The sequence below is a fragment of the Aquilutibacter rugosus genome, assembly GCF_036541335.1.
Classification (GTDB): domain Bacteria; phylum Pseudomonadota; class Gammaproteobacteria; order Xanthomonadales; family Xanthomonadaceae; genus Aquilutibacter; species Aquilutibacter rugosus.
In genome coordinates this window covers 59829-81278 of record NZ_JAZHBO010000002.1, presented here as the reverse complement: position 1 = coordinate 81278, position 21450 = coordinate 59829, and the positions used below count along the sequence as shown (strand labels likewise).

At 58.5% G+C, this 21450-nt stretch carries 27 protein-coding genes; 3 read left to right on the top strand and 24 right to left on the bottom strand.

Features of this window, described 5'->3' with window-relative positions; genetic code table 11:
* Positions 1-12: 12 nt before the first annotated feature.
* The gene (locus V3390_RS05590; protein ID WP_331690377.1) at positions 13-996 is read right to left on the bottom strand and encodes a malate dehydrogenase; all 984 of its coding nucleotides are present in this window, start codon (positions 994-996) and stop codon (positions 13-15) included.
* Between the two features lie 14 nt (positions 997-1010).
* Positions 1011-2216, bottom strand: coding sequence for a pyridoxal phosphate-dependent aminotransferase (locus V3390_RS05585; RefSeq protein WP_331703713.1), 1206 nt, complete (start codon positions 2214-2216; stop codon positions 1011-1013).
* Positions 2217-2294: 78 nt separating this feature from the next.
* Here V3390_RS05585 and V3390_RS05580 point away from each other — a divergent pair, with 78 nt between their 5' ends.
* Positions 2295-2996: an alpha/beta fold hydrolase gene (locus tag V3390_RS05580; protein ID WP_331703712.1), complete on the top strand. Its 702-nt coding sequence runs from the start codon at positions 2295-2297 to the stop codon at positions 2994-2996.
* 98 nt (positions 2997-3094) lie between these two features.
* Here V3390_RS05580 and V3390_RS05575 read toward each other — a convergent pair whose 3' ends face one another.
* Positions 3095-3598, bottom strand: a complete 504-nt coding sequence (locus V3390_RS05575; RefSeq protein ID WP_331703711.1) for a peptidylprolyl isomerase — start codon at positions 3596-3598, stop codon at positions 3095-3097.
* Positions 3599-3763: 165 nt separating this feature from the next.
* On the opposite strand from V3390_RS05575, the gene typA reads away from it, so the two are divergent.
* Complete coding sequence (typA, locus tag V3390_RS05570; RefSeq protein ID WP_331690381.1) at positions 3764-5611, top strand: translational GTPase TypA; 1848 nt, start codon at positions 3764-3766, stop codon at positions 5609-5611.
* A 78-nt stretch (positions 5612-5689) separates the two neighbouring features.
* Here typA and V3390_RS05565 read toward each other — a convergent pair whose 3' ends face one another.
* The 15 genes from V3390_RS05565 to rpsH form a co-directional block, all read right to left on the bottom strand.
* Positions 5690-6160, bottom strand: a complete 471-nt coding sequence (locus V3390_RS05565; protein ID WP_331703710.1) for a hypothetical protein — start codon at positions 6158-6160, stop codon at positions 5690-5692.
* 30 nt (positions 6161-6190) lie between these two features.
* Positions 6191-7543, bottom strand: a complete 1353-nt coding sequence (locus tag V3390_RS05560) for a class II 3-deoxy-7-phosphoheptulonate synthase (protein WP_331703709.1) — start codon at positions 7541-7543, stop codon at positions 6191-6193.
* A 9-nt stretch (positions 7544-7552) separates the two neighbouring features.
* Positions 7553-8074: a disulfide bond formation protein B gene (locus V3390_RS05555; RefSeq protein WP_331690384.1), complete on the bottom strand. Its 522-nt coding sequence runs from the start codon at positions 8072-8074 to the stop codon at positions 7553-7555.
* Positions 8075-8145: 71 nt separating this feature from the next.
* On the bottom strand, positions 8146-8529 hold the full coding sequence (rplQ, locus tag V3390_RS05550; protein WP_331690385.1) for a 50S ribosomal protein L17: 384 nt from the start codon (positions 8527-8529) through the stop codon (positions 8146-8148).
* A gap of 26 nt (positions 8530-8555) precedes the next feature.
* Entirely contained in the window at positions 8556-9551 is a 996-nt protein-coding gene (locus V3390_RS05545) for a DNA-directed RNA polymerase subunit alpha (protein WP_331690386.1), read from the bottom strand.
* Between the two features lie 58 nt (positions 9552-9609).
* Positions 9610-10239: a 30S ribosomal protein S4 gene (gene rpsD, locus V3390_RS05540; protein ID WP_331690387.1), complete on the bottom strand. Its 630-nt coding sequence runs from the start codon at positions 10237-10239 to the stop codon at positions 9610-9612.
* Positions 10240-10253: 14 nt separating this feature from the next.
* On the bottom strand, positions 10254-10643 hold the full coding sequence (gene rpsK / locus V3390_RS05535; protein ID WP_331690388.1) for a 30S ribosomal protein S11: 390 nt from the start codon (positions 10641-10643) through the stop codon (positions 10254-10256).
* A 13-nt stretch (positions 10644-10656) separates the two neighbouring features.
* Positions 10657-11013 (bottom strand): 30S ribosomal protein S13, encoded by a 357-nt coding sequence (gene rpsM / locus V3390_RS05530; RefSeq protein WP_331690389.1) that lies wholly within the window; start codon positions 11011-11013, stop codon positions 10657-10659.
* Between the two features lie 301 nt (positions 11014-11314).
* On the bottom strand, positions 11315-12667 hold the full coding sequence (gene secY / locus V3390_RS05525) for a preprotein translocase subunit SecY (RefSeq protein WP_331704322.1): 1353 nt from the start codon (positions 12665-12667) through the stop codon (positions 11315-11317).
* Between the two features lie 78 nt (positions 12668-12745).
* Positions 12746-13195 carry a 50S ribosomal protein L15 gene (gene rplO / locus V3390_RS05520; protein WP_331704321.1) on the bottom strand — a complete coding sequence of 150 codons (450 nt, stop codon included), beginning with the start codon at positions 13193-13195 and terminating at the stop codon, positions 12746-12748.
* Positions 13195-13392: a 50S ribosomal protein L30 gene (gene rpmD, locus V3390_RS05515; RefSeq protein ID WP_331690390.1), complete on the bottom strand. Its 198-nt coding sequence runs from the start codon at positions 13390-13392 to the stop codon at positions 13195-13197. Before rpmD ends, rplO begins: the two co-directional genes overlap by 1 nt.
* The gene (rpsE, locus tag V3390_RS05510) at positions 13385-13930 is read right to left on the bottom strand and encodes a 30S ribosomal protein S5 (protein WP_331703708.1); all 546 of its coding nucleotides are present in this window, start codon (positions 13928-13930) and stop codon (positions 13385-13387) included. The genes rpmD and rpsE overlap by 8 nt, the downstream gene beginning before the upstream one ends.
* Positions 13931-14058: 128 nt before the next feature.
* Entirely contained in the window at positions 14059-14418 is a 360-nt protein-coding gene (rplR, locus tag V3390_RS05505; protein WP_331690392.1) for a 50S ribosomal protein L18, read from the bottom strand.
* Between the two features lie 62 nt (positions 14419-14480).
* Positions 14481-15008: a 50S ribosomal protein L6 gene (rplF, locus tag V3390_RS05500; RefSeq protein WP_331703707.1), complete on the bottom strand. Its 528-nt coding sequence runs from the start codon at positions 15006-15008 to the stop codon at positions 14481-14483.
* Positions 15009-15026: 18 nt separating this feature from the next.
* Positions 15027-15425, bottom strand: a complete 399-nt coding sequence (gene rpsH, locus V3390_RS05495; RefSeq protein WP_331703706.1) for a 30S ribosomal protein S8 — start codon at positions 15423-15425, stop codon at positions 15027-15029.
* Positions 15426-15640: 215 nt separating this feature from the next.
* On the opposite strand from rpsH, the gene V3390_RS05490 reads away from it, so the two are divergent.
* On the top strand, positions 15641-16948 hold the full coding sequence (locus V3390_RS05490; RefSeq protein ID WP_331703705.1) for a Na+/H+ antiporter NhaC family protein: 1308 nt from the start codon (positions 15641-15643) through the stop codon (positions 16946-16948).
* Positions 16949-17055: 107 nt separating this feature from the next.
* Here the strand turns inward: V3390_RS05490 and V3390_RS05485 are convergent, their stop codons facing one another.
* From V3390_RS05485 to rplN, 6 genes are all read right to left on the bottom strand, one after another.
* Complete coding sequence (locus tag V3390_RS05485) at positions 17056-19446, bottom strand: TonB-dependent receptor (RefSeq protein WP_331703704.1); 2391 nt, start codon at positions 19444-19446, stop codon at positions 17056-17058.
* Between the two features lie 51 nt (positions 19447-19497).
* The gene (locus V3390_RS05480; RefSeq protein WP_331703703.1) at positions 19498-19707 is read right to left on the bottom strand and encodes a hypothetical protein; all 210 of its coding nucleotides are present in this window, start codon (positions 19705-19707) and stop codon (positions 19498-19500) included.
* Positions 19708-19868: 161 nt separating this feature from the next.
* Positions 19869-20174 carry a 30S ribosomal protein S14 gene (gene rpsN / locus V3390_RS05475; RefSeq protein WP_331703702.1) on the bottom strand — a complete coding sequence of 102 codons (306 nt, stop codon included), beginning with the start codon at positions 20172-20174 and terminating at the stop codon, positions 19869-19871.
* Between the two features lie 18 nt (positions 20175-20192).
* Positions 20193-20732, bottom strand: a complete 540-nt coding sequence (gene rplE, locus V3390_RS05470) for a 50S ribosomal protein L5 (RefSeq protein WP_331690336.1) — start codon at positions 20730-20732, stop codon at positions 20193-20195.
* 12 nt (positions 20733-20744) lie between these two features.
* Positions 20745-21056, bottom strand: coding sequence for a 50S ribosomal protein L24 (rplX, locus tag V3390_RS05465; protein WP_331690335.1), 312 nt, complete (start codon positions 21054-21056; stop codon positions 20745-20747).
* Between the two features lie 15 nt (positions 21057-21071).
* A complete protein-coding gene (gene rplN, locus V3390_RS05460) occupies positions 21072-21440 on the bottom strand; it encodes a 50S ribosomal protein L14 (protein ID WP_331690334.1) in 369 nt (122 codons plus the stop codon).
* Positions 21441-21450: the final 10 nt, after the last annotated feature.

The window sequence follows — 21450 nt, the reverse complement described above, 5'->3', positions numbered from 1 at the left end:
AGTGTTTGTTGCTTACAGCAGGTGGGCGACGCCCGAGCGTTCTTCTTCGAGCTCGGCCAGCGTCTTGTCCATGGCCGCGCGCGAAAACTCATCGACCGGGACATCCTTGACCAAGGTGTAGTCGCCGTCTTTGGTCACCACCGGGAAGCCGTAGATGACGCCCTCAGGGATGCCGTAGCTGCCATCGCTGGGGACACCCATGGTGACCCATTCGCCATTACTGCCCAGCGCCCAGTCGCGCATATGGTCGATGGCGGCGTTAGCGGCCGAAGCAGCCGACGACAGACCGCGAGCCTCAATGATGGCGGCGCCGCGCTTACCCACAGTGGGGATAAAGGTGTTGGCGTTCCAGTCGGCGTCGTTGATCTTGTCTTTCAGAGAAGCGCCATCAACGGTTGCGAAACGGTAATCCGGGTACATCGTCGGGCTGTGGTTGCCCCACACGACCAGCTTGCGGATATCAGCGACAGGCACAGCGGCCTTGGTGGCCAGTTGCGACAGCGCGCGGTTGTGGTCCAGACGCAGCATGGCGGTGAAGTTGCGTGCCGGCAGATCCGGCGCCGACTTCATGGCGATGTAGGCATTGGTGTTGGCCGGGTTACCGACCACCAGCACCTTGACGTTGCGGCTAGCCACTTTGTTCAGTGCCTTGCCCTGCACCGTAAAGATTTCGGCGTTCTTGAGCAGCAGGTCCTTGCGTTCCATACCCGGACCGCGCGGCATGGCGCCGACCAGCAGAGCGTAATCTGCGTCTTTGAAGGCCACTTCCGGATCGTCGGTACCGACCATGCCGGCCAGCAACGGGAATGCACAGTCTTCGAGTTCCATCATCACGCCCTTGAGCGCGGCTTGAGCCTTTTCGAAGGGAACTTCGAGCATTTGCAGAATGACCGGCTGGTCTTTACCCAGCATTTCGCCGGCAGCAATACGGAACAGCAGGGAGTAGCCGATTTGGCCGGCAGCGCCGGTAACGGCAACGCGAACAGGAGCTTTCATGAGGGATCCTTGAATCAAGACAGTTCAGAGAAGAAAGAAGCGATACGGTCCATACCCGGCTGCAGTTGCGGCGTCGGGCAGGTGTAGCTGATACGGATGGAGCGCGGCGCACCGAAGGCCGAGCCCGGCACGCAGGCGACGCCCTTGGATTCGAGCAGGGCATTGCAGAAGTCCACATCATTGGCGATGGCCTGGCCGGTCGGGCCATGCGTCTTGCCGAAGGCACAGGAGATGTCCGGGAATACATAGAACGCACCCTGTGGACGGGGGCAGACCACGCCCTCGATGCTGTTCAGCACGTCCATGACCAAATCGCGCTTGGACTCGAATTCACGGCACTTCTGTTCCGGCACATCCTGCGGGCCGGTCAGTGCCGCCACGCCAGCCGCGTTAACCATTTCGCTGACGTTGGTGATGTGATTGGAATTGAGCGTGACGACCGCATTGGCAACTGCGGTTGGTGCCGCCGCAAAGCCCAGGCGCCAACCCGGCATGCCGTAGGTCTTGGACAGCGAGTCGACAAAGATGACGCGATCGCGAAGTGCCGGCTGATGCATGATGAAGTTGGTGTACTCGACCCCGTCGAACAGCATGCGGTTATAGATGTCGTCGGTGATGATCCAGGTATCGGGATACTTGACCAGCACATCGGCCAGTGCTTTGACCTCGTCGGGACCGTAGACCATGCCGGTGGGATTCGACGGGTTGTTGAACAGGAACACCTTGGGCTTGCGCGCCATGGCTTCTTCGAGCTGTTGCGGCGTGATCTTGTAGTTCTGTTCGGCCAGCGCGGGGATCAGGTCGATTTCGGCGCCGACAATTTCGGCGATATCCACATAGCTAGTCCAGTACGGAACCGGGAAGGCAATGGTGTCGCCCTCGTTCAGCAAGGCCTCGAACAGGTTGTACAGCACGTGCTTGGCGCCATCTCCGGTGACGATGTTTTCACGTCCGTAACCGGTCAGGCCGATCTGTTCCATGTGCTTGATGAAGGCATCGAGCAGTGCATCGGGACCGCGATTGCTGCCGTATTGGCCAGTATCGTGCTTCAGAGCCTCTTCGACGGCTGCATACACATGCGGGCCCGGCAGAAAGTTCGGAACACCGATCGAAAACGAAATGATGTCCTTGCCTTGCGCCTTTAATGCCTTTGCCTTGTTGGCAACTGCCATAATGGCACTAGGCTTGGCGCGGCTCATTCGCTGTGCGAGGTCCAGCATGGAATAGTCACCTCAAGTCCAGAAAGTGGTCCTCTATTCTAGCATGCGACCCCACCTCACTCGACCCTCGGAGCGCACATGACCCCCACCCTTCTGATCCCCGGCCTGGCCTGTACTGCCGCCCTTTTTCGGGACCAAGTCGGTGCCCTGAACGCCTTTGGCCCGGTCCATATCGCTGACCATCGCGGTGCCGACACCATCGGCGACTTGGCCGCGAACATCCTGAAAACGGCACCGTCGCATTTCCGACTGTGCGGCTTATCAATGGGTGGCTATATTGCCTTCGAAATCTGGCGGCAGGCACCGGAGCGCGTGACGCACATGGCGCTGCTCGACACCTCAGCGCGGCCCGATACGCCCGAGGGCACTCAAAAGCGCAAGGATGCCATCGCCCTGTGCCGTAAGGGGCAATATCTGCGCGTCATTAAGGAAGGCATCCCCAACCTGCTGACCGAGGAACATGCCCGCACCGCCTCCATGCGCGAGCGCGTTATCGAAATGGCGGAGGACTGCGGCTCGCAAGGCTACATCGCGCAGCAGATGGCCAATGCCACGCGCCCCGACTCGCGGCCGACGCTCAGCACCATCACGGTGCCGACCTTGGTGCTTGTTGGCGAACACGACGTGCTGACTCCGGAGCCCTTGGCTGTAGAAATTGTCGAAGGCATCGGCGCGCATGCGGAATTGGAGGTACTGCAACAGGCCGCGCATCTGACGCCGCTGGAACAACCCTTGGCCGTTCGCGCCGCCTTGACCGAGTTCTTTGCGCGATACCCGTAAGCTCGCGCAGCGCGCAGCAGCAAAAAAGCCCAGGTGCGAACACCTGGGCTTTTGTCTGTAAGGCTACATGGTCACAAGGACCACTGCCTTACGCCGCATCAGGCGCGGTTGGCGTCCAGCGTCTGGTTCCATTGCGCAACGCGATCGGCCTTGGCATCCAGAACGGCTTGCGCATCGCCTTCGATCTTGACCGAGTTGATCAGGTCGCCCTGTTGCACGGTGTCAACGATTTCCTGGCCTTCGAGCACTTTGCCGAATACGGTGTGCTTGCCGTCAAGCCACGGGCATTCGACATGCGTGATGAAGAATTGCGAGCCGTTGGTGTTCGGACCGGCGTTGGCCATGGACAGAACGCCGCGCTGGTGGCTAAGGCCGTTGTCGGCTTCGTCTTCGAAGCGGTAGCCCGGGCCGCCGCTACCGATGCCCTGCGGGCAGCCGCCCTGGACCATGAAATCGGCGATGACGCGGTGGAAGTTCAGGCCGTTGTAGAAACCGCGCTGGGCCAGATTGACGAAGTTGGCGACGGTCAGCGGGGCCTTCTCGGGTTCCAGTTGGATCTTGATGGGACCGCGGGAAGTGTCGAATTGGGCGATCAGGCTCATAGGTGCTCCGAATAGTGGGAATGGACAGGCTCGTTCAGTTTGAACCCGTGTTCGAAATGGATATGGGGCCAAAAGCCCGATGAACAAGCCCGCAGAGTATAATATGGCGCTCCTAATTACATCCCCAGCCGGTGGCCGCTTTTGCGCTCCGCCGCGAGAATCCCCATGTCCATTGAACGCCTTCGTAATATCGCCATTGTCGCCCACGTTGACCATGGCAAGACCACCCTCGTCGACCAGCTGCTGAAACAGTCCGGCACCCTCAGCGAGCGCGCAGTGGTCCCCGACCGCGTGATGGACAGCAACGATATCGAAAAAGAACGCGGCATCACCATTCTGTCCAAGAACACCGCGATTCGCTGGACCAATCCCAAGACTAACGAAGAGTGGCGCATCAACATCGTCGACACCCCGGGACACGCCGACTTCGGCGGCGAAGTGGAACGCGTGCTGTCCATGGTCGACTCGGTGCTGATCCTGGTTGACGCCATGGACGGTCCGATGCCGCAAACGCGCTTCGTGACGCAAAAAGCCTTTGCTATGGGCTTTAAACCGATTGTGGTCGTCAACAAGGTCGACCGTCCGGGTGCACGTCCGAACTGGGTGCTGGATCAGACATTCGATCTGTTCGACCGCCTCGGTGCTACCGATGAACAGCTTGATTTCCCGGTCGTGTATGCCTCGGGTCTGCAGGGCTATGCCGGTCTCGATGACAGCGTCCGCGAAGGCGATATGACCCCGCTGTTCGAGGCCATCTGCGAACACGTTGCCGCTCCTCCGGTCGATCCGGAAGGTCCGTTCCAGATGCGTGTGACCTCGCTCGATTACAACAACTATGTCGGCATCATCGGCGTCGGCCGCATTCAGCGCGGCAAGGTCAAGACCAACCAGAACGTGACCGTGGTCGGCACCGACGGCAAGACCCGTAACGGCAAAGTGCTGCAGGTTCTGGGCTTTATGGGCCTGGAGCGCGTTGAGGTCGGCGAAGCGCAAGCCGGCGATATCATCGCATTCAGCGGCATCGAAGGCCTGGGCATCAGCGAAACGCTGTGTGACCCGTCCGCCGTCGAACAGCTGCCGGTTCTGACCGTCGATGAGCCTACCATCAGCATGACCTTCCAGGTCAACGACTCGCCCTTCGCCGGTGTCAAAGACCGCAGCGGTGGCAAGTTCCTGACCTCGCGCCAGCTGCGCGATCGTCTGACCCGCGAGACGCAGCACAACGTGGCCCTTAAGGTCGAAGACACCGCCGACGCCGACAAGTTCAAGGTCAGCGGCCGCGGTGAGCTGCACTTGTCGATCCTGATTGAAAACATGCGCCGTGAGGGCTATGAGCTGGCCGTGTCGCGTCCCGAAGTCATCATCCGCGAAATTGACGGCGTGGTGAGCGAACCGTTCGAATCGCTGGTTGTTGACCTCGAAGAACAGTTTCAAGGCGGCGTCATGGGCCGTCTGGGCGAGCGCAAGGCCATCCTGCAGAACATGGAACCCGACGGTAAGGGTCGCGTGCGTTTGGACTTCATCATCCCGGCGCGTGGTCTGATCGGCTTCCAAACCGAGTTCCGCACGCTGACCGCCGGTACCGGCTTGCTGTTCCACGTATTCGACCATTACGGTCCGAAGCAGGACGGTGCCATCGGCCAACGCATCAACGGCGTGCTGATCTCCAACGGCACGGGTCCGTCGCCGGCCTATGCGCAGATCGCCATGCAGGAGCGCGGCCGTCTGTTCATTGAACCGGGCGAAGAAATTTACGAAGGCCAGATCGTCGGTATCCACGCCAAGGACAACGACCTCACCGTCAATGCCCTGCGCGGCAAGCAGCTGACGAACTTCCGCGCCTCGGGTACGGACAAGGACGAAGGTCTGATTCCGCCGGTCAAGCTGTCGCTGGAACAGGCCCTGGAATTCATCGACGATGACGAACTGGTCGAAGTGACTCCCAAGCAGATCCGTCTGCGCAAGAAGTACCGCACCGAAAACGACCGTAAAAAGTCGCAGCGCGGCGGTTAATCCCTACTCGCTGTCACGCAAAAAGGCCGGCAAATTGCCGGCCTTTTTCATGCGCGCAGCCACGTTGTGCAATACCCGTCAGTCGATGCGGAACACGCGTGCCTTGGGCAGGTTTTCATCGAACTCCATGAACCAGCGGCCGGCCATGCCCGGCACAATCCGCACCGGCAGATCCGTTCGTGGCGCACGCAGTTTGCCGTAGCCCTTTAAGACCTTCCAGCGTTGTCCGTTATCTAGCTCCACTAGCGTGCCCGGTTCCCACGATGCAAACGTACCCTTGGCTACGGCCTGGATCGGGCGGCCATCAAGGGTTTCCAGCAAGGTGGCCTCGCGTTCGGCGGCCTGCTCGCGCTGGTCACGCGACTTGCGTTGCTGCTCCTGCTCGACACCCGAAAGGATACTGTTGAGCAGTTCCAGCTGCGCGGCGCTCAAGCCGGCCACACCGGTGGCAACACGCTGCTCCGCGGTGAGGCGGTCTTCGAGCTTGACGTAATCGCCGGCCATGGCAGACAGCGGCAGCAGCAACAGAAGGAAGGCTAAGCGTTTCATGGATAAATCCGAGTGCAGAAAGCACTCAGTTTACGCCGCGGATGTGACGCTCGCTTGACGGGCAATCAGCATCGCGATCTCCAGTGACTGTTCGTAGTTCAGGCGCGGATCGACAGTGGAGTGATAGGCGCGGGCCAAGTCCGAATCGGTCAGCTCACGCGCGCCGCCGGTACACTCGGTGACGTTCTCACCGGTGAGCTCGAGATGCACGCCCCCCAGATGGGTTCCCGCCTCACGGTGAATCGCAAACGACTGTTCGATCTCGGAGCGGATATTGTCAAAGCGTCTGGTTTTATAGCCGTTTGAGGTCGACTCGGTATTGCCGTGCATCGGATCGGCGACCCACAGTACGCGCCGCCCGGTATCGCGCACTGCCTTGAGCAACGGCGGCAAGGCTTCGGCCACGTTCGCCGCACCCATGCGGTGAATCAGAGTCATGCGGCCGGGTTCGTTGTCCGGATCCAGATGATCAAGCAGGTGCAGCAGCGCATCGGGCTTGACGGTTGGACTGATCTTGACGCCGATCGGGTTGGCGATACCGCGGAAAAACTCGGCGTGGGCGCCATCAACCTGTGCCGTGCGCATACCAATCCAGGGGAAGTGTGTACTCAGATTGAAATAGCCGGGGTGCCGCGGAACGGTGCGCGTCATGGCCTCTTCGTACGGCAACAGCAAGGCCTCGTGCGAGGTATAGAAATCCACGCGATCGAGATTGTTGACCTGCGATCCGCTGATCGTTTCCATAAAGCGGACGGCGTCACCGATGCCCTCGAGCATGTGGTGATACTCCTCGGCCAGTGGCGAGTGCCCTACCCATTCGAGATTCCAGTACTCGGGGTGATGCAAGTCGGCAAAACCACCGTCAATCAGAGCCCGCACAAAATTCATGGTCATCGCCGAACGGGCATGTCCCATGATCATGCGGCGCGGATTGGGTTCGCGGTCCTGCGGTGTAAATTCGGGACCGTTAATCAGATCGCCACGGTACGAAGGCAGAGTCACGCCATCGCGCGTATCGGTGTCACTGGAGCGTGGCTTGGCGTACTGACCGGCAAAGCGTCCGACACGAATCACGGGCTTGCGCAGGCCATGAATGAGCACGACGCTCATCTGCAGCAGTACCTTGAGCCGATTGGAGATAATCTCGGGGCGGCATTCGGCAAAGGTCTCGGCGCAATCACCGCCCTGCAGCAGAAAACGTTTGCCCTCCTGCGCCTCGGCGATCGCCTGTTTGAGCGCCACAATCTCCCAGGATGTCACCAGCGGTGGGAGATTGGACAGTTCGCGCAGCGTGGAATCGAGCACCGCCGCATCGCCATAGGTCGGCAATTGCGTGGCAGGCCGCTGTCTCCAGCTGCCGGGCTTCCAGGTGTTGTTTGGCATTAGCTGTCCTTAGCGGCCGCGCAACAGGGCGAGCAGGCACCACAGTGTGAGTGCAGCAAAGCCGACCAGGCTCCACTCGGGCATGGACAGACCCAGCAAGTGCCAGTCGACCTTGGCGCATTCGCCCGAGCCCGTCAGCACGGAACGGATCATACCGCCCGCACCCACGGAATCGAGCAGATATTCAAGACCGGGACCGCACTTAGGCACCTTGTCCGGCGGCAAGTGCGTCAGCCATACATGGCGAGCCGCAATACCCATACCGGTCAGCAAAGGAATCAGCGTCAGTACGGCCAGACCGCGGCGTGCCCCGCGCGAGCGCATGGGCAGCAAGGCACCGATCAGAAACAGTACACCGGCCGCTGCATAGGCAACGCGCTGGAAGATACATAGAGGACATGGCACCAGATTGTCCATGTGCTGAAAACCGATTGCCAGTGCAATCAGTCCGAAGGCCGCAATGGCGCCAAGCAGAAATCGCAGGCGAAATGCCTTAGCGGCCGCAACCGAAGTGTGAGATGCAAACGTCATCCATATAGGATAACGCAAAGAAAACGGGAGCCCCTAGGGACTCCCGTTTTTTTACAGCTGGATTTCGCAGATTACTCGGCGTCCGACTCGGCCGAAGCCGGGCGGTCAACCAGTTCAACGTAAGCCATCGGGGCGTTGTCGCCCGCACGGAAACCGCACTTGAGGATGCGGGTGTAACCGCCTTGACGTTCCTTGTAACGCGGACCGAGGTCCGTGAACAGGGTACCGACTGCTTCCTTGTCACGCAGACGCGAGAATGCCAGGCGACGTTGGGCAACGCCATCGTTCTTGGCCAAGGTGATCAGCGGTTCGGCAACGCGACGCAGTTCCTTTGCCTTCGGCAAAGTAGTGCGAATCAGGCCGTGCTTGATGAGCGAAGCCGCCATGTTAGTGAACATCGCATCGCGGTGTGCACTGGTGCGGCTGAACTTGCGTCCGGATTTTTGGTGGCGCATGGTAGTGGTTCCTTACGACTCTTGGATCAGCCCATCATGCCGTGCGACATGGCGCCGGCAGGTGGCCAATTTTCGATTTTCATGCCCAGCGACAAGCCGCGCTGATTCAGCACGTCCTTGATTTCGGTGAGCGACTTCTTGCCGAGGTTTGGCGTCTTCAACAGTTCGACTTCGGTCTTTTGGACCAGGTCGCCGATGTAGTAGATGCTCTCGGCCTTGAGGCAGTTCGCGGAGCGGACCGTCAGTTCCAGATCGTCGATCGGACGCAGCAGCGTCGGATCCACTTCCGGACGGTCTTGCACCACGCTCTTGGTCGGCAGCTCGAAATCGCCCAGTACGGACAGCTGTTCGGTGAGAATGCGGGCTGCCGTAGTAATGGCATCCTGCGCACCGATAGCGCCGTTGGTTTCGATTTCAAGGATCAGCTTGTCCAGGTCGGTACGCTGTTCGACACGAGCAGCCTCAACGGCATACGCCACACGGCGTACCGGCGAGAAGCTGGCATCGAGAACGAGACGGCCCACTTCGCGGGTGTCTTCGTCGGCACGGCGACGGGCAGCGGCGGGCTGATAGCCCAGACCGCGCTCGATGCGCAGTTCCATGTTCAGCGGACGATCCTTGGTTAGCGTGCAGATGACGTGATCCGGGTTCAGGATCTCGACATCGTGGTCAACCTTGATGTCGCCGGCTCGCACCGTGCCCACGCCGCTGTGTGACAGCGACAGGGTGGTCGAATCGCCGGTGTGCATCTTCAGCGCGACATCCTTAAGGTTCAGCAGGACTTCGAGCACGTCTTCTTCCATGCCCTCGAGCGTGGTGTACTCGTGCTCCACGTTGTCAATCTTGACTTCCGTGATCGCCCAACCGGGGATCGACGACAGCAAGACTCGACGCAACGCGTTGCCCAGCGTATGACCATAGCCGCGTTCCAAGGGCTCAATAACGACCTTGGCACGGTTTCCGGTGAGCACTTCGATCTGAGGTGCCTTCGGGCGCAAGACTTGGTTTGCGTTTACCGTCATGTTTGGATGGTCTCCTAATGGCCCCCATCAGGGGCTGATGGGGGTGGCAGTGAATGGATTACTTCGAGTACAGTTCGACGATCAGTGCTTCGTTGATGTCCGAAGGCAAATCGGCGCGTGCCGGAACACGCTTGAACTCACCCGTGAACTTGCCGCTGTCCACCGAAACCCAATCCGGGTTCAGCGACATGGTTGCGGCAACATCCATCGACTCCTTGACGCGGAGTTGCTTTTGGGCGCGTTCCGACAGAGCGATCACATCACCGGCCTTGACCTGATACGAAGGCAGGTTGACCGACTGACCGTTGACCGTCACGCCACGGTGCGAGACCAGCTGACGAGCAGCAGGACGCGTCACGGCGAAACCCATGCGGTAGATGACGTTGTCAAGACGGGTTTCGAGCAGTTGCAACAGGTTTTCACCGGTGTTGCCCTTCTTGTTCGAAGCCTTCTTGTAGTAGTTGCGGAACTGACGTTCCAGCAGACCGTAGATGCGCTTGACCTTTTGCTTCTCACGCAGCTGCGTGGCGTAGTCAGACATCTTGCCCTTACGGGCGGTCGGGCCATGCTGACCCGGCTTTTGTTCCAGTTTGCACTTGGAGTCCAGAGCGCGGGCCGGCGACTTGAGCATCAAGTCGGCGCCTTCGCGACGGGACAGCTTGCACTTGGGACCAATATAACGTGCCATATTTAGTGTCCTCCTTAGACGCGACGCTTTTTAGGCGGACGGCAGCCGTTGTGGGGGATCGGCGTCACGTCAATGATGTTGACGATCTTGTAGCCGACGTTGTTCAGCGAGCGCACGGCCGATTCACGGCCCGGACCCGGTCCCTTGATGCGAACTTCAAGCGACTTCAGGCCGTAATCCAGAGCGGCACGGCCGGCCTTTTCGGCGGCGACCTGAGCAGCGAACGGAGTCGACTTGCGCGAACCACGGAAACCGGCGCCACCCGAAGTGGCCCACGACAGGGCATTGCCCTGGCGATCGGTGATCGTGATGATGGTGTTGTTGAAAGAAGCGTGGACGTGGGCGATGCCGTCAGTGACGACGCGCTTGATCTTCTTCTTGACTTTCTGTGTGGGCTTGGCCATTCGTCAGGTCTCCTTACTTCTTGATGGCCTTGCGCGGACCCTTACGGGTACGTGCATTGGTCTTGGTGCGCTGACCGCGCAACGGCAGACCACGGCGATGGCGAAGGCCACGGTAGCAACCCATATCCATCAGACGCTTGATGGCCATACCGACTTCACGGCGCAGGTCACCTTCGACGACGAACTTACCGATTTCGGCGCGCAGGCGCTCGACTTCGGCTTCGGACAGGTCACGGATTTTAGTGTTCAAAGACACGTTTGCGGATTCGCAAACCTGCTTGGAACGAGTACGGCCAATGCCGTAGATGCTTTGCAAGCCAACCCAAACGTGCTTTTGGGCCGGCAAATTGACGCCTGCAATACGCGCCATAGAGCGATCTCCATTGAAGATTCCGCCCGATACGGACGGAGTGAATCGACAAGTTGAAATAAAACCCCGTTCTGATGAATTGCGACCTTGTACTAACGGCTGCAACCGGCATGGGGAGTGTGCCCATGCTCCGGCGATGGCAGGCAGCTGCGGGAGACAGGTTGTCTTGACCCTGTCACCGCGGCGCTTGCTACTCTGGCAAGCGCTCCGGCTACAAGCCACCCGGACACGGGATCCACGTCCGGGTCGCCCTTTGCGTCAATTCACTGGAGATCAGTCATGACGCGGAGGAAGAATCAGGTCAGCGACGCCCCGCGGAGCGGCTGCCCTTTAAATTGGCCTTGCGAAGAAGGCTTTCGTACTGGTTGCTCTGACGATGTGCTTGCAGTTGCGCAATGAAATCCATCACTACGACAACCACAATCAGCAACGAAGTGCCACCGAAATACATGGTGGTATTCATCTGTGAACGCATAACCTCAGGCAACAGGCACACCACCGTAAGGTAGATGGCACCTGCCGCCGTCAGACGCGTCAGCACGCCATCGACATAATCTGCCGTGGACTTGCCGGGACGAATACCGGGGATCAGGGCACCCGATTTCTTGAGATTCTCAGCCGTTTCCTGCGAATTGAAGGTCAGGGCTGTGTAGAAGAAATCGAAGCCAATGATCAGGGCCGCATATAATACCATATGCAGCGGCTCGCCGGGGGTCAGCATTTGGCTCAGCTTGAGCAACCAGGCACTGCCCTCGCCTGCGCGAGCACCCGAGGCAAACCACTGAGCTGCCGTAGCGGGGAACATCACGATGCTCGAGGCGAAAATGGCCGGGATCACACCCACCATGTTCAGCTTGAGCGGCAGGAAGTTCGACTGCTGCTGCATGCGACCACCCTGACCTTGACGGCGGGCGTAGTTGACCGTGATGCGGCGCTGCATGCTCTCAATGTAAACCACCGCGAACGTGAAGAATGCCACGATCAGCACGATCATCAGGACCTTGATGAAGGACAGATCACCGTTCAGCATTTGCTGGAACATGGTGATCACGGCACCGGGCAAGCCGGCGACAATACCTGCAAAGATCAGCAAGGACACGCCGTTACCGATGCCGCGCTCGGTGATTTGCTCACCCAGCCACATCAGGAACATGGTGCCGGCCGTCAGGGCAATGATGGCCGTGATGACGAAGCCGTAACCGGGGTTGTACACGACCGGGATGCCGGCCGACGTACCGCCGGCCTGCAGAGCCGTGGCAATGCCCCAGCCCTGGAAGATCGCCAGTGGGATCGCGCCGAGGCGCGACCACTGGTTGATCCGCTTGCGACCGGACTCGCCTTCTTTCTGAATTGCCTTGAGGCTAGGCACAATCTGCACCAGCAACTGGACAACGATCGAAGCCGAGATGTACGGCATCAGGTTCAGCGCAAACAGACTGAAACGGCTGAGGGCGCCGCCCGAGAACATGTTGAACATGTCCACGATGGTGCCCTTTTGCTGTTCCATCAGGCGCAGCATGGCGTCAGGGTTGACGCCCGGAACGGGGATATAGCAACCGATCCGGTACACGATCAGCGCACCGATCACAAACAGAATGCGTTGGGCGAGCTCGGAACTCAAACCACCGGCGTTACCGCCGGTGGTCTGGGTCATGGCCTTTGCGTTTCGCGACATGCGGGAAAAGACTCCGGTAAACCTGATTTACGGCCGAGGCCGTGTGATTACTACAAATTACTCAGCGTCGGCGAACTTGCCGCCGGCAGCTTCGATGGCAGCCTTGGCACCGGCGGTTGCCAGCAGACCCTTGAGGGTGAAGGCCTTGGTGATTTCACCTTGCTTCACGATCTTGGCTTGCTTGGCCTTGGCCGGAACCAGCTTGGCTTCACGCAGCTTGGCGAAATCGATTTCGCCGGCTTCGAGGCCTTCGAGCTGATACAGGAACACTTGAGCGACGTTGTCTTTCAGCTTGGAACGGAAACCGATCTTAGGCAGACGCATGTACATGGGCATCTGACCGCCTTCGAAGCCGGCCTTGATCTTGCCTTTACCCGAACGGGCAAAAGAACCCTTGTGACCGCGACCGGCGGTCTTACCCAGACCCGAACCGATACCGCGACCGACGCGCTTGCGTTCCGAGCGTGCGCCCTCTGCGGGGCTCAATTCATTCAAACGCATGGTGATTACTCCTCAACCTTGACGAGGTAGTGAACTTTGTTGATCAGACCGCGAACTTGCGGGCTGTCCTTGAGTTCACGGACGCTGTTGAGCTTGCCCAGACCCAGAGCCTTCACCGACAGACGGTGACGAGCTTGGGAACCGCGCAGACCCTTGACCAGACGCACCTTGATGGTGCCGGTGGACGATTCGTTCTTAGCCATGGTTCAGGTCCTCGAGTTTCTTGCCGCGCTTGGCTGCAATGACCGACGGCGAATGCATTTCCGACAGGCCCTTGATCGTGGCACGAACCAGGTTGATCGGGTTGCGCGAACCGACGGCCTTGGCCAGCACGTTATGCACGCCAACAGCTTCGAGCACGGCGCGCATTGCACCGCCGGCGATGACACCGGTACCCTCGGAAGCCGGTTGCATGTAGACGCTGGCAGCGCCGTGATGCGACTTGACCGAGTGCCACAGCGTGCCTTTGTTCAAGTCAACGGTTTGCATGTTGCGGCGGGCTTGCTCCATCGACTTCTGGATGGCGGCCGGAACTTCCTTGGCCTTGCCGTAACCGAAACCGACGCGACCGTTGCCGTCGCCGACTACCGTCAGAGCGGTAAAGGTAAATTGACGACCGCCCTTGACGGTCTTGCTGACGCGGTTTACTGCGACCAGCTTTTCGATCATGCCGTCATCGATCTCTTCGCGCTCATCGCGCTTGCGATCACGACCACGGTTTTCACGTTGTTCGTTTGCCATAGTTCTATCTCAGTAATTAAGGAAATTACGGCTAGTGCCGCTTGTTGTTGTGAAGTGTTGCCGGTGTTTCGTTACGCTCGCAACCGAACGGAACGTCGGGGGCATTTTGCTTCCGCCCCCGCGGGAACTTAGAACTGCAGACCACCTTCGCGGGCGGCGTCAGCCAGGGCCTTGATGCGGCCATGGTAACGGTAACCCGAACGGTCGAAGGCGACCTTTTCAATGCCGGCAGCCTTGGCAGCGGCGGCGATCGCCTTGCCGACAGCCGAAGCGGCCTCGAGGTTCTTGCTCGACTTCAGGTCGCCCTTGATGGCGGCTTGCGTGGTCGAGGCCGAAGCCAGGCACTTGGAACCGTCTGCCGAGAAGATCTGGGCATACAGGTGTTGGCCGGTGCGCAGAACGGTCAGACGCTCAACACCCAGCTTGCGGATGTGCGAACGGGTGGACTTGGCGCGACGCAGGCGGGCGGTATTCTTGATGCTGCTCATTTTTAATTTCTCCAAAAAGCTGAAGGAATGTACGAAGGATCCGTTGCTGGACCCGACGATCATTAAGCCTTCTTGGCTTCCTTGCGGATGATGACTTCGTCAGAGTACTTGACGCCCTTGCCCTTATACGGCTCCGGCTTGCGGTATCCGCGAATCTTGGCTGCGACTTCGCCGACTTGCTGCTTATCGGCACCGGTCACGACGATTTCAGTAGCCGACGGCGTGGCAATGGTGATGCCATCCGGCGTGCTGAACAGAATCGGGTGCGAGTAACCCAGCGACAGGTTCAGATCCTTGCCTTGCATGGCAGCACGGTAACCCACGCCAACCAGTTCCAGCTTGCGCTCGAAACCTTCGGAGACGCCCTTGATCATATTGGCAACGATGGCACGCAGGGTGCCGGTCAGAGCCATTTGATCCTGATTTTCGGTGCTGAAGACCAGTTCCGCATCTTCCTGCTTCAGGACGATGTTGGCCGGCTTGGCTTGCGTCATGGTGCCCTTGGGACCCTTGACCGTGATCAGCTCGTTTTCGATCTTGATTTCAACGCCCTTAGGCAGTGCGATCGGCTTTTTAGCTACGCGAGACATTTACTGTATCTCCCTTGATTAAGCCACAAAGCACAGGACTTCGCCGCCGACGCCAGCTTGGCGTGCCTGCGCATCCGTCATGATGCCCTTGGAGGTGGAAATGATAGCGACGCCGAGGCCGCCGAGAACCTTAGGCAGATCGCTCTTGCCGCGGTATTGGCGCAGGCCCGAACGCGAGAAGCGCTCAAGGCGCTCGATGACCGGACGGCCTTGGAAGTATTTCAGTGAGATTTCGAGTTGCTTTTTGCCCGGGGCGATGTCGGTGACGATGGCGTCAGCGATGTAACCCTCTGCCTTGAGGACGTTGGCGATAGCGACCTTGGTCTTGGACGACGGCATTTTTACCGTGGTCTTGCGGACGGCTGCTGCGTTCTTGATACGCACCAGCATGTCTGCGATTGGATCAGTCATGCTCATGAATAAGCTCCGTTATGGATGAGTGCACCGATATCCGCGCATGCGAATAATTCAGTATTTCGTTGTAATTCTCTGGCCGCAATACGGACAGAGTTGGAAATTGTAATGGGTTTTCCCTTTGTGCGCAAGGGTTTAGCATGCAAACGAAGGCAGTGCCACGACCGGCGATACCCGTGCCTATAATGAACGATCCAGTCTACTAACCACCCTGCCCGATGAGCGATTCCCCCCGCCCCAGCGCCCTGGCGCTGACCCCATTGCTGGTCTTTTTGGCCCTGTTCTTTGGCGCTGGCCTGTATTTTACGGCCACCGGCACCGAAATGGGCTTTTACCAGCTGCGGGCACCGGTGGCGATTTTGCCGGCGCTGGCCTTAGGCGCCTTCCTGGCCTGGCGTCGCGGCATCAAACCCACTGAGACGCTGCTCGAGGGCATGGGCCAGTCCAATGTCATGCTGATGTGCTTGGTGTTCCTGCTGGCCGGCGCCTTCGCCACGGTCAGCAAGGCCATCGGCGCCGTCGATGCGGTGGTGGCTCTGGGGCTGGGCAACCTGCCGCCGATGCTGATCCTGCCCGGCATGTTTCTGGTGTCCGCCCTGGTGGCACTGGCCATCGGCACATCCATGGGCACCATTGCCGCGGTCGCACCAATCGCCCTTGGTGTCGCCACGCAGGGCGGATTTGATCTGCCGCTGATGGTCGGCGCGGTGATCGGCGGTGCCATGTTCGGCGACAACCTGTCCATGATCTCGGACACCACGATTGCCGCCACACGATCACAAGGCGTGCGGATGAAGGAGAAGTTTCGCGAGAACTTCAAGATTGCACTGCCCGCGGCTTTGCTGACGGCCGTACTGCTGTTCGTACTGGGCGACAGTGGGCAAACGGTAGCGCCTTCGCACCATGGCTGGTGGCTGGCCCTGCCCTATCTGCTGGTGCTGGTGCTGGCCCTGATCGGCATGGACGTGCTGTTGGTATTGGCGATCGGGATCGCCGTGGCGGGCGCGTTTGGCTTCGTCGCGGGCAATTACAGCGCGGTGCAGTTCGGCAAGGACATCTATGCCGGCTTTGAGTCCATGATCGAAATTATGTTGCTTTCGATGCTAATCGGCGGTCTTGCCGAACTGATGCGCGCCGCCGGCGGCCTGACCTGGCTATCGGATTGCATTCGCCGTTTTGCCGGCGCGCATTCCTCGCGTCGTGCCGGTGAATTCAGTATTGCCTCGCTGTCGTTGGCTACGGATGTGCTCACTGCCAACAACACCGTCGCCATTCTGGTCAGCGGGCCTTTGGCCAAGGATATCGCCGATCACCATGGCGTATCGCGTACGCGCAGCGCGAGTCTGCTCGATATTTTCAGCTGCATCGCCCAGGGTGTGATCCCTTACGGCGCACAGATCCTGCTGGCGGCATCTCTGGCCAAGGTCTCGCCTCTGACGCTGGCCGCCAATGTGCATTACTGCTGGATCCTTGCAGTGGTGACAATCAGCTTCATGCTGTTTCGTCCTACCAAATCCGCTAATTAGAATTCAACTTGCGCCACCCCCCCCCCCGCAAGAACGATCCCGAACAGAGGCAAATGTTCCTGATTCAGAATCGGCACGGGGAGCAGTCGAAATCACCGGCAAGCCGTCTACTTCTCCTGATTGCTTCGTGAAATTGAGAAAGTAAACATCGGTGCGGAACGGTTGCGACTGGTTGTCTGCATGAAGTGGCGTCCATCGTCGAATAGGAATGTGTTCTCAGATACGCCCTGGTTCAATCGAATGACTGAGAACCCCAAACTCCATAGTGGATTCACACGGTAACCCATACCAATGGTGGCAAGTGCCGGCGCCACAGATTCACTGTAATAACCGGGTCCGCGATATTGACGCCCCTCGTTGCGGAAGATCACACGCGCATTCAGAGAATAGGGGCCATTCCTGTAACTAGCCGCGAATTCGGCCGCAGACTTCGGGAAGTCCTGAAGCGTATTCGCGCGCGGCGTTTCGCTGATCGGTGACACCCGGTTGAAACTCGAACTGCCTTGCAGCTGTAGTGTTCCGGGGAGCCATTTTGTAAGCTTCAGATCCTTCTTGACCGTTACAGATGCCCCAAACACCTGAGCACGGTCTAACGCCCACGGCTGCCTGAGCCATGTCCCGCCATCCAAGTAGATTCGGTCTGCCTGCACATTTTCGAGTCTTCGATAGGAGAAACTCAAAAACAGATTTGGACTACTGTTCCGAATCAGATCGCTAGTAAGAACCAGGGAGTCGATCGTACTGATGTTCCGACCCCGTTCGCCCCCCACCGATGTTGCATTGAGTGGCATGTTTTCCGCACCCAGCGCGGGCATATCCCGCACCAAGATTCGTTCGACAGTGGGCGGGCTAACCGACCGACTAAATGACAGCGATGTGTCGCCGGGCTGTCGATTGCTGAAATTGACAGTAACGGAAGGCTCGATCCAATTACCGGAGAAATCGAAGCTCCGATCGCCGGTACTGGTTAGCGTGCCCTCAAACTGATACCAGGTCTTGCGCAGTCCCGCATTGACTGCAATGGACGGGCCCATTTTTCTTACGACTTTTGCGTAGATGGATTTGGTGGAGTACTGCCCCAGATCCTGATATCCGTGACTTCCCGTGCCGGTGTCACTCTTAAACCAATCACCGCGATTGGAATACTCGGACCTTGCGAAGTCGAATCCGACTTCGGGTGTAATTCCGGCAATCTGTGGCCACTGGTAACTGCCGTCAAGTTCCAAATTACGGCGAATCCTTTCACCTCGCGAGAAATTCGGCGCTATGAGCTGGCCTATAGAGCCAGGAAAGAACTCAAAACGAGTTGAATATTCCGAATCGTTCTTTGAATAGTTCATGGCAACTGTTGCAGTTGCTCCGCTCTCAAGTACTTTGCGCCAATCCATGCCAGCCCCACTCCCCACCTCCAGGTTACGGATGGCGCGGTTGCGAAGCTCCAGGTCCAGGTGCTCACCCGCCCACCCCTCGACTTCGACTTGACCTGCAGTTTCATTGCGAGTGCTACGCAGTGAATATCGGATGGACGAGGAGTCCGGCAACAGTGTCGTCAACGAATAAAAAGCATTTCGCGAAGATGTCGATGAACTACCCAACGAACGATTAGTCGTCTCGCCCTGAGGCCTGATCAAGCCGCGCCAACGAGTTAAGGCGCTGTCCGGGAATCTGCCGCCCGTATCCATGTCCAATGCCTGGATATTCAAGGAATGGGAGCTATAGGTCCCAAGTGGCCGCGTAGCACTGATACCGAGTATCACGCCCGTATCGGACCCGCCGCTCATTGAAAGGCTGAGATTCGACCTTGCCTTTACGGAATTTCGGCGCATCACAATATTAATGGTTCCGGCGAAACCTTGACCTGCATAGGCCGCGTCGGAGCCGAACGTATACTCAATGCGTTCGACATCAGATCCGCGTACCCCTGATAGTCTGAACCCAATTGGCGGTCTTCGACCGTCCACGAGGATTCTGGTGGCGCGTTCACCAAGCCCCAACATGGAGACACCGCGGTTGGTAACTGTCATACCTGGTGTCTTTGCTAGCACTTGCTGTACGTAGGGCTCATCCGGATTATCCAGAAGATCTCTGCCGATTATCCGCTTCGTGTCGTCTTTGGTTCCAATCACGCCCTTGACAGTCACGCTGCCAACACTGGGAGCTACGATGGATGAAGCCTGTTTACCGGCCGACGTGCATTTTGACTTACGTCCGAGGTCGGACTCATCCACCGGACGTGAGTAGGACGGTGCCATTTTGACATTTTCAGGCTTCATACCGTATTGACGCTGCAACGCCTCCAACAGTCCCTGCGACGGAGCATTCGTTTGAGCTACCGGTGCGACCGCCCCCTGCTGTTTCTGTGGACCCGACCCATTGCCCAGTGGCGCGCAATCGTCGTGCGGTGGGGTTTGGCCAAACGCATTTGCTACAGCCGAAAAGCCGAAGGTGAGAGCGCATAAAACTCGGCGACTGAATCTCACGCCGGAATGACCTGACATTGACCGGAAGTGCATGCCTGTCTTTGCCCGCATAACTACGCAGCCCGCTGACTAAGGATCAATTGGTGGCTCTGAGTCCAGTGCGATGCATTCTTTCACTCCGACTAAATCCCCTGCGTCGTTGTAGACACCGGTGCAGGAAAACCACTGCCCGCTGCGATCATCGTAGACATAAACGGTTCCGCTCGCCAGTGCAACAGTTGGAACTACTAAAAGCCCAGAAAGCACAAGAACGGAAATAAGCAACTTGAGTGACTTCATGTAGTCCTCTTTGGTTGGTTCCTGAAATTAAACCATAGCAACGATAATCTAAACTTTAAACAGAACTACCTTACAAAACAAAATGACCCGCCTCAGAGAGACGGGTCATCTTGTTTTGCAGTACCGCTCGGGAACCGGTTAGCGTTACCGAGCGCCGCGACTTACCAGGAAGCCTTGCGCAGGCCCGGGACGTCGCCCTTCATGGTGTGTTCGCGCAGCTTGTTACGGCCCAGGCCGAACTTGCTGTACACACCACGCGGACGACCGGTCAGCACGCAACGGTTTTGCTGACGCGACGGCGAGCTGTCACGCGGCAACTTTTGCAGCTTGGTTGCAGCTTCCATCTTTTCTTCGTACGAAGCGGTTTCCGAAGCGATCACTTTCTTCAGTTCGGTACGCTTGTCCGCATAGCGAGCGGCCAGCTTGGCACGCTTCACTTCGCGGTTGATCATCGAGGTCTTAGCCATAATCTTTACCTGATCCTATTAACGGAAGGGGAAGCGGAACGCTTCCAGCAAGGCCTTCGCTTCGGCGTCGGTCTTGGCAGTGGTGGTGATGGCGATGTCCATACCGCGCACCGCGTCGACCTGGTCAAAGTCGATTTCCGGGAAGATGATCTGTTCCTTGACGCCCATGTTGTAGTTGCCACGGCCGTCGAAGGACTTGCCGGACACACCGCGGAAGTCGCGGGTACGGGGCAGCGAGATGTTGATCAGACGATCCAGGAATTCAAACATTTTGTCCGAACGCAGGGTGACCTTGCAGCCGATCGGCCAGCCGTCACGGATCTTGAACGAGGCAACCGAGACGCGCGACTTGGTGACCACAGCCTTCTGGCCGGAGATCTTTTCCATGTCGGCCACGGCATTCTCAAGCACCTTCTTGTTGGTCGCGGCTTCGCCGACGCCCATGTTCAAGGTGATCTTGACCAGCTTAGGCACTTCCATCGGGTTCTTGTAGCCGAACTTTTCGGTCAGCTGCGGAACCACTTCTTCTTTGTAGAACTTTTCGAGACGAGTAGTCATAGTTTCAATTCCTTAGGCGTCAATCGACGCACCGGAGCGGAACACACGGGTCTTGGTTCCATCCTCCAGGACCTTGATCGAAACGCGTTCGCCCTTGCCGGTGGCAGGGTTGAACAGCATGACGTTCGAGATATGGATCGGGGCCTCGCGTTCGACGATACCGCCGGCCAGACCGGCCTGCGGGTTCGCCTTGGTGTGGCGCTTGATGATGTTGACGTTGGACACGGTGATCTTGTCGCCCTTAATGGCGAGTACTTCACCCTTGTTGCCCTTGTCCTTACCGGCGATGACGACGACTTGGTCGCCCTTTTTAATACGGTTCATTTGAATTGCCTCCGATTACAGCACTTCCGGCGCAAGCGAGACGATCTTCATGAACTTCTCGGAGCGCAGCTCGCGGGTGACAGGTCCAAAGATACGCGTACCAATGGGCTCTTGCTTGTTGTTCAGCAGCACGGCAGCGTTACCGTCGAAGCGGATCAGCGAACCGTCCGGACGACGAACGCCCTTACGGGTGCGGACCACGACGGCGTCATAGACGTCGCCCTTCTTGACCTTGCCGCGCGGAATCGCGTCTTTCACGGTGACCTTGATGATGTCGCCGATGCCGGCGTAACGGCGCTTCGAGCCGCCCAGCACCTTGATGCACATCACTTCCTTGGCACCGGAGTTATCGGCCACGTCGAGGTAGCTTTGCATTTGGATCATGGTTCTGCTC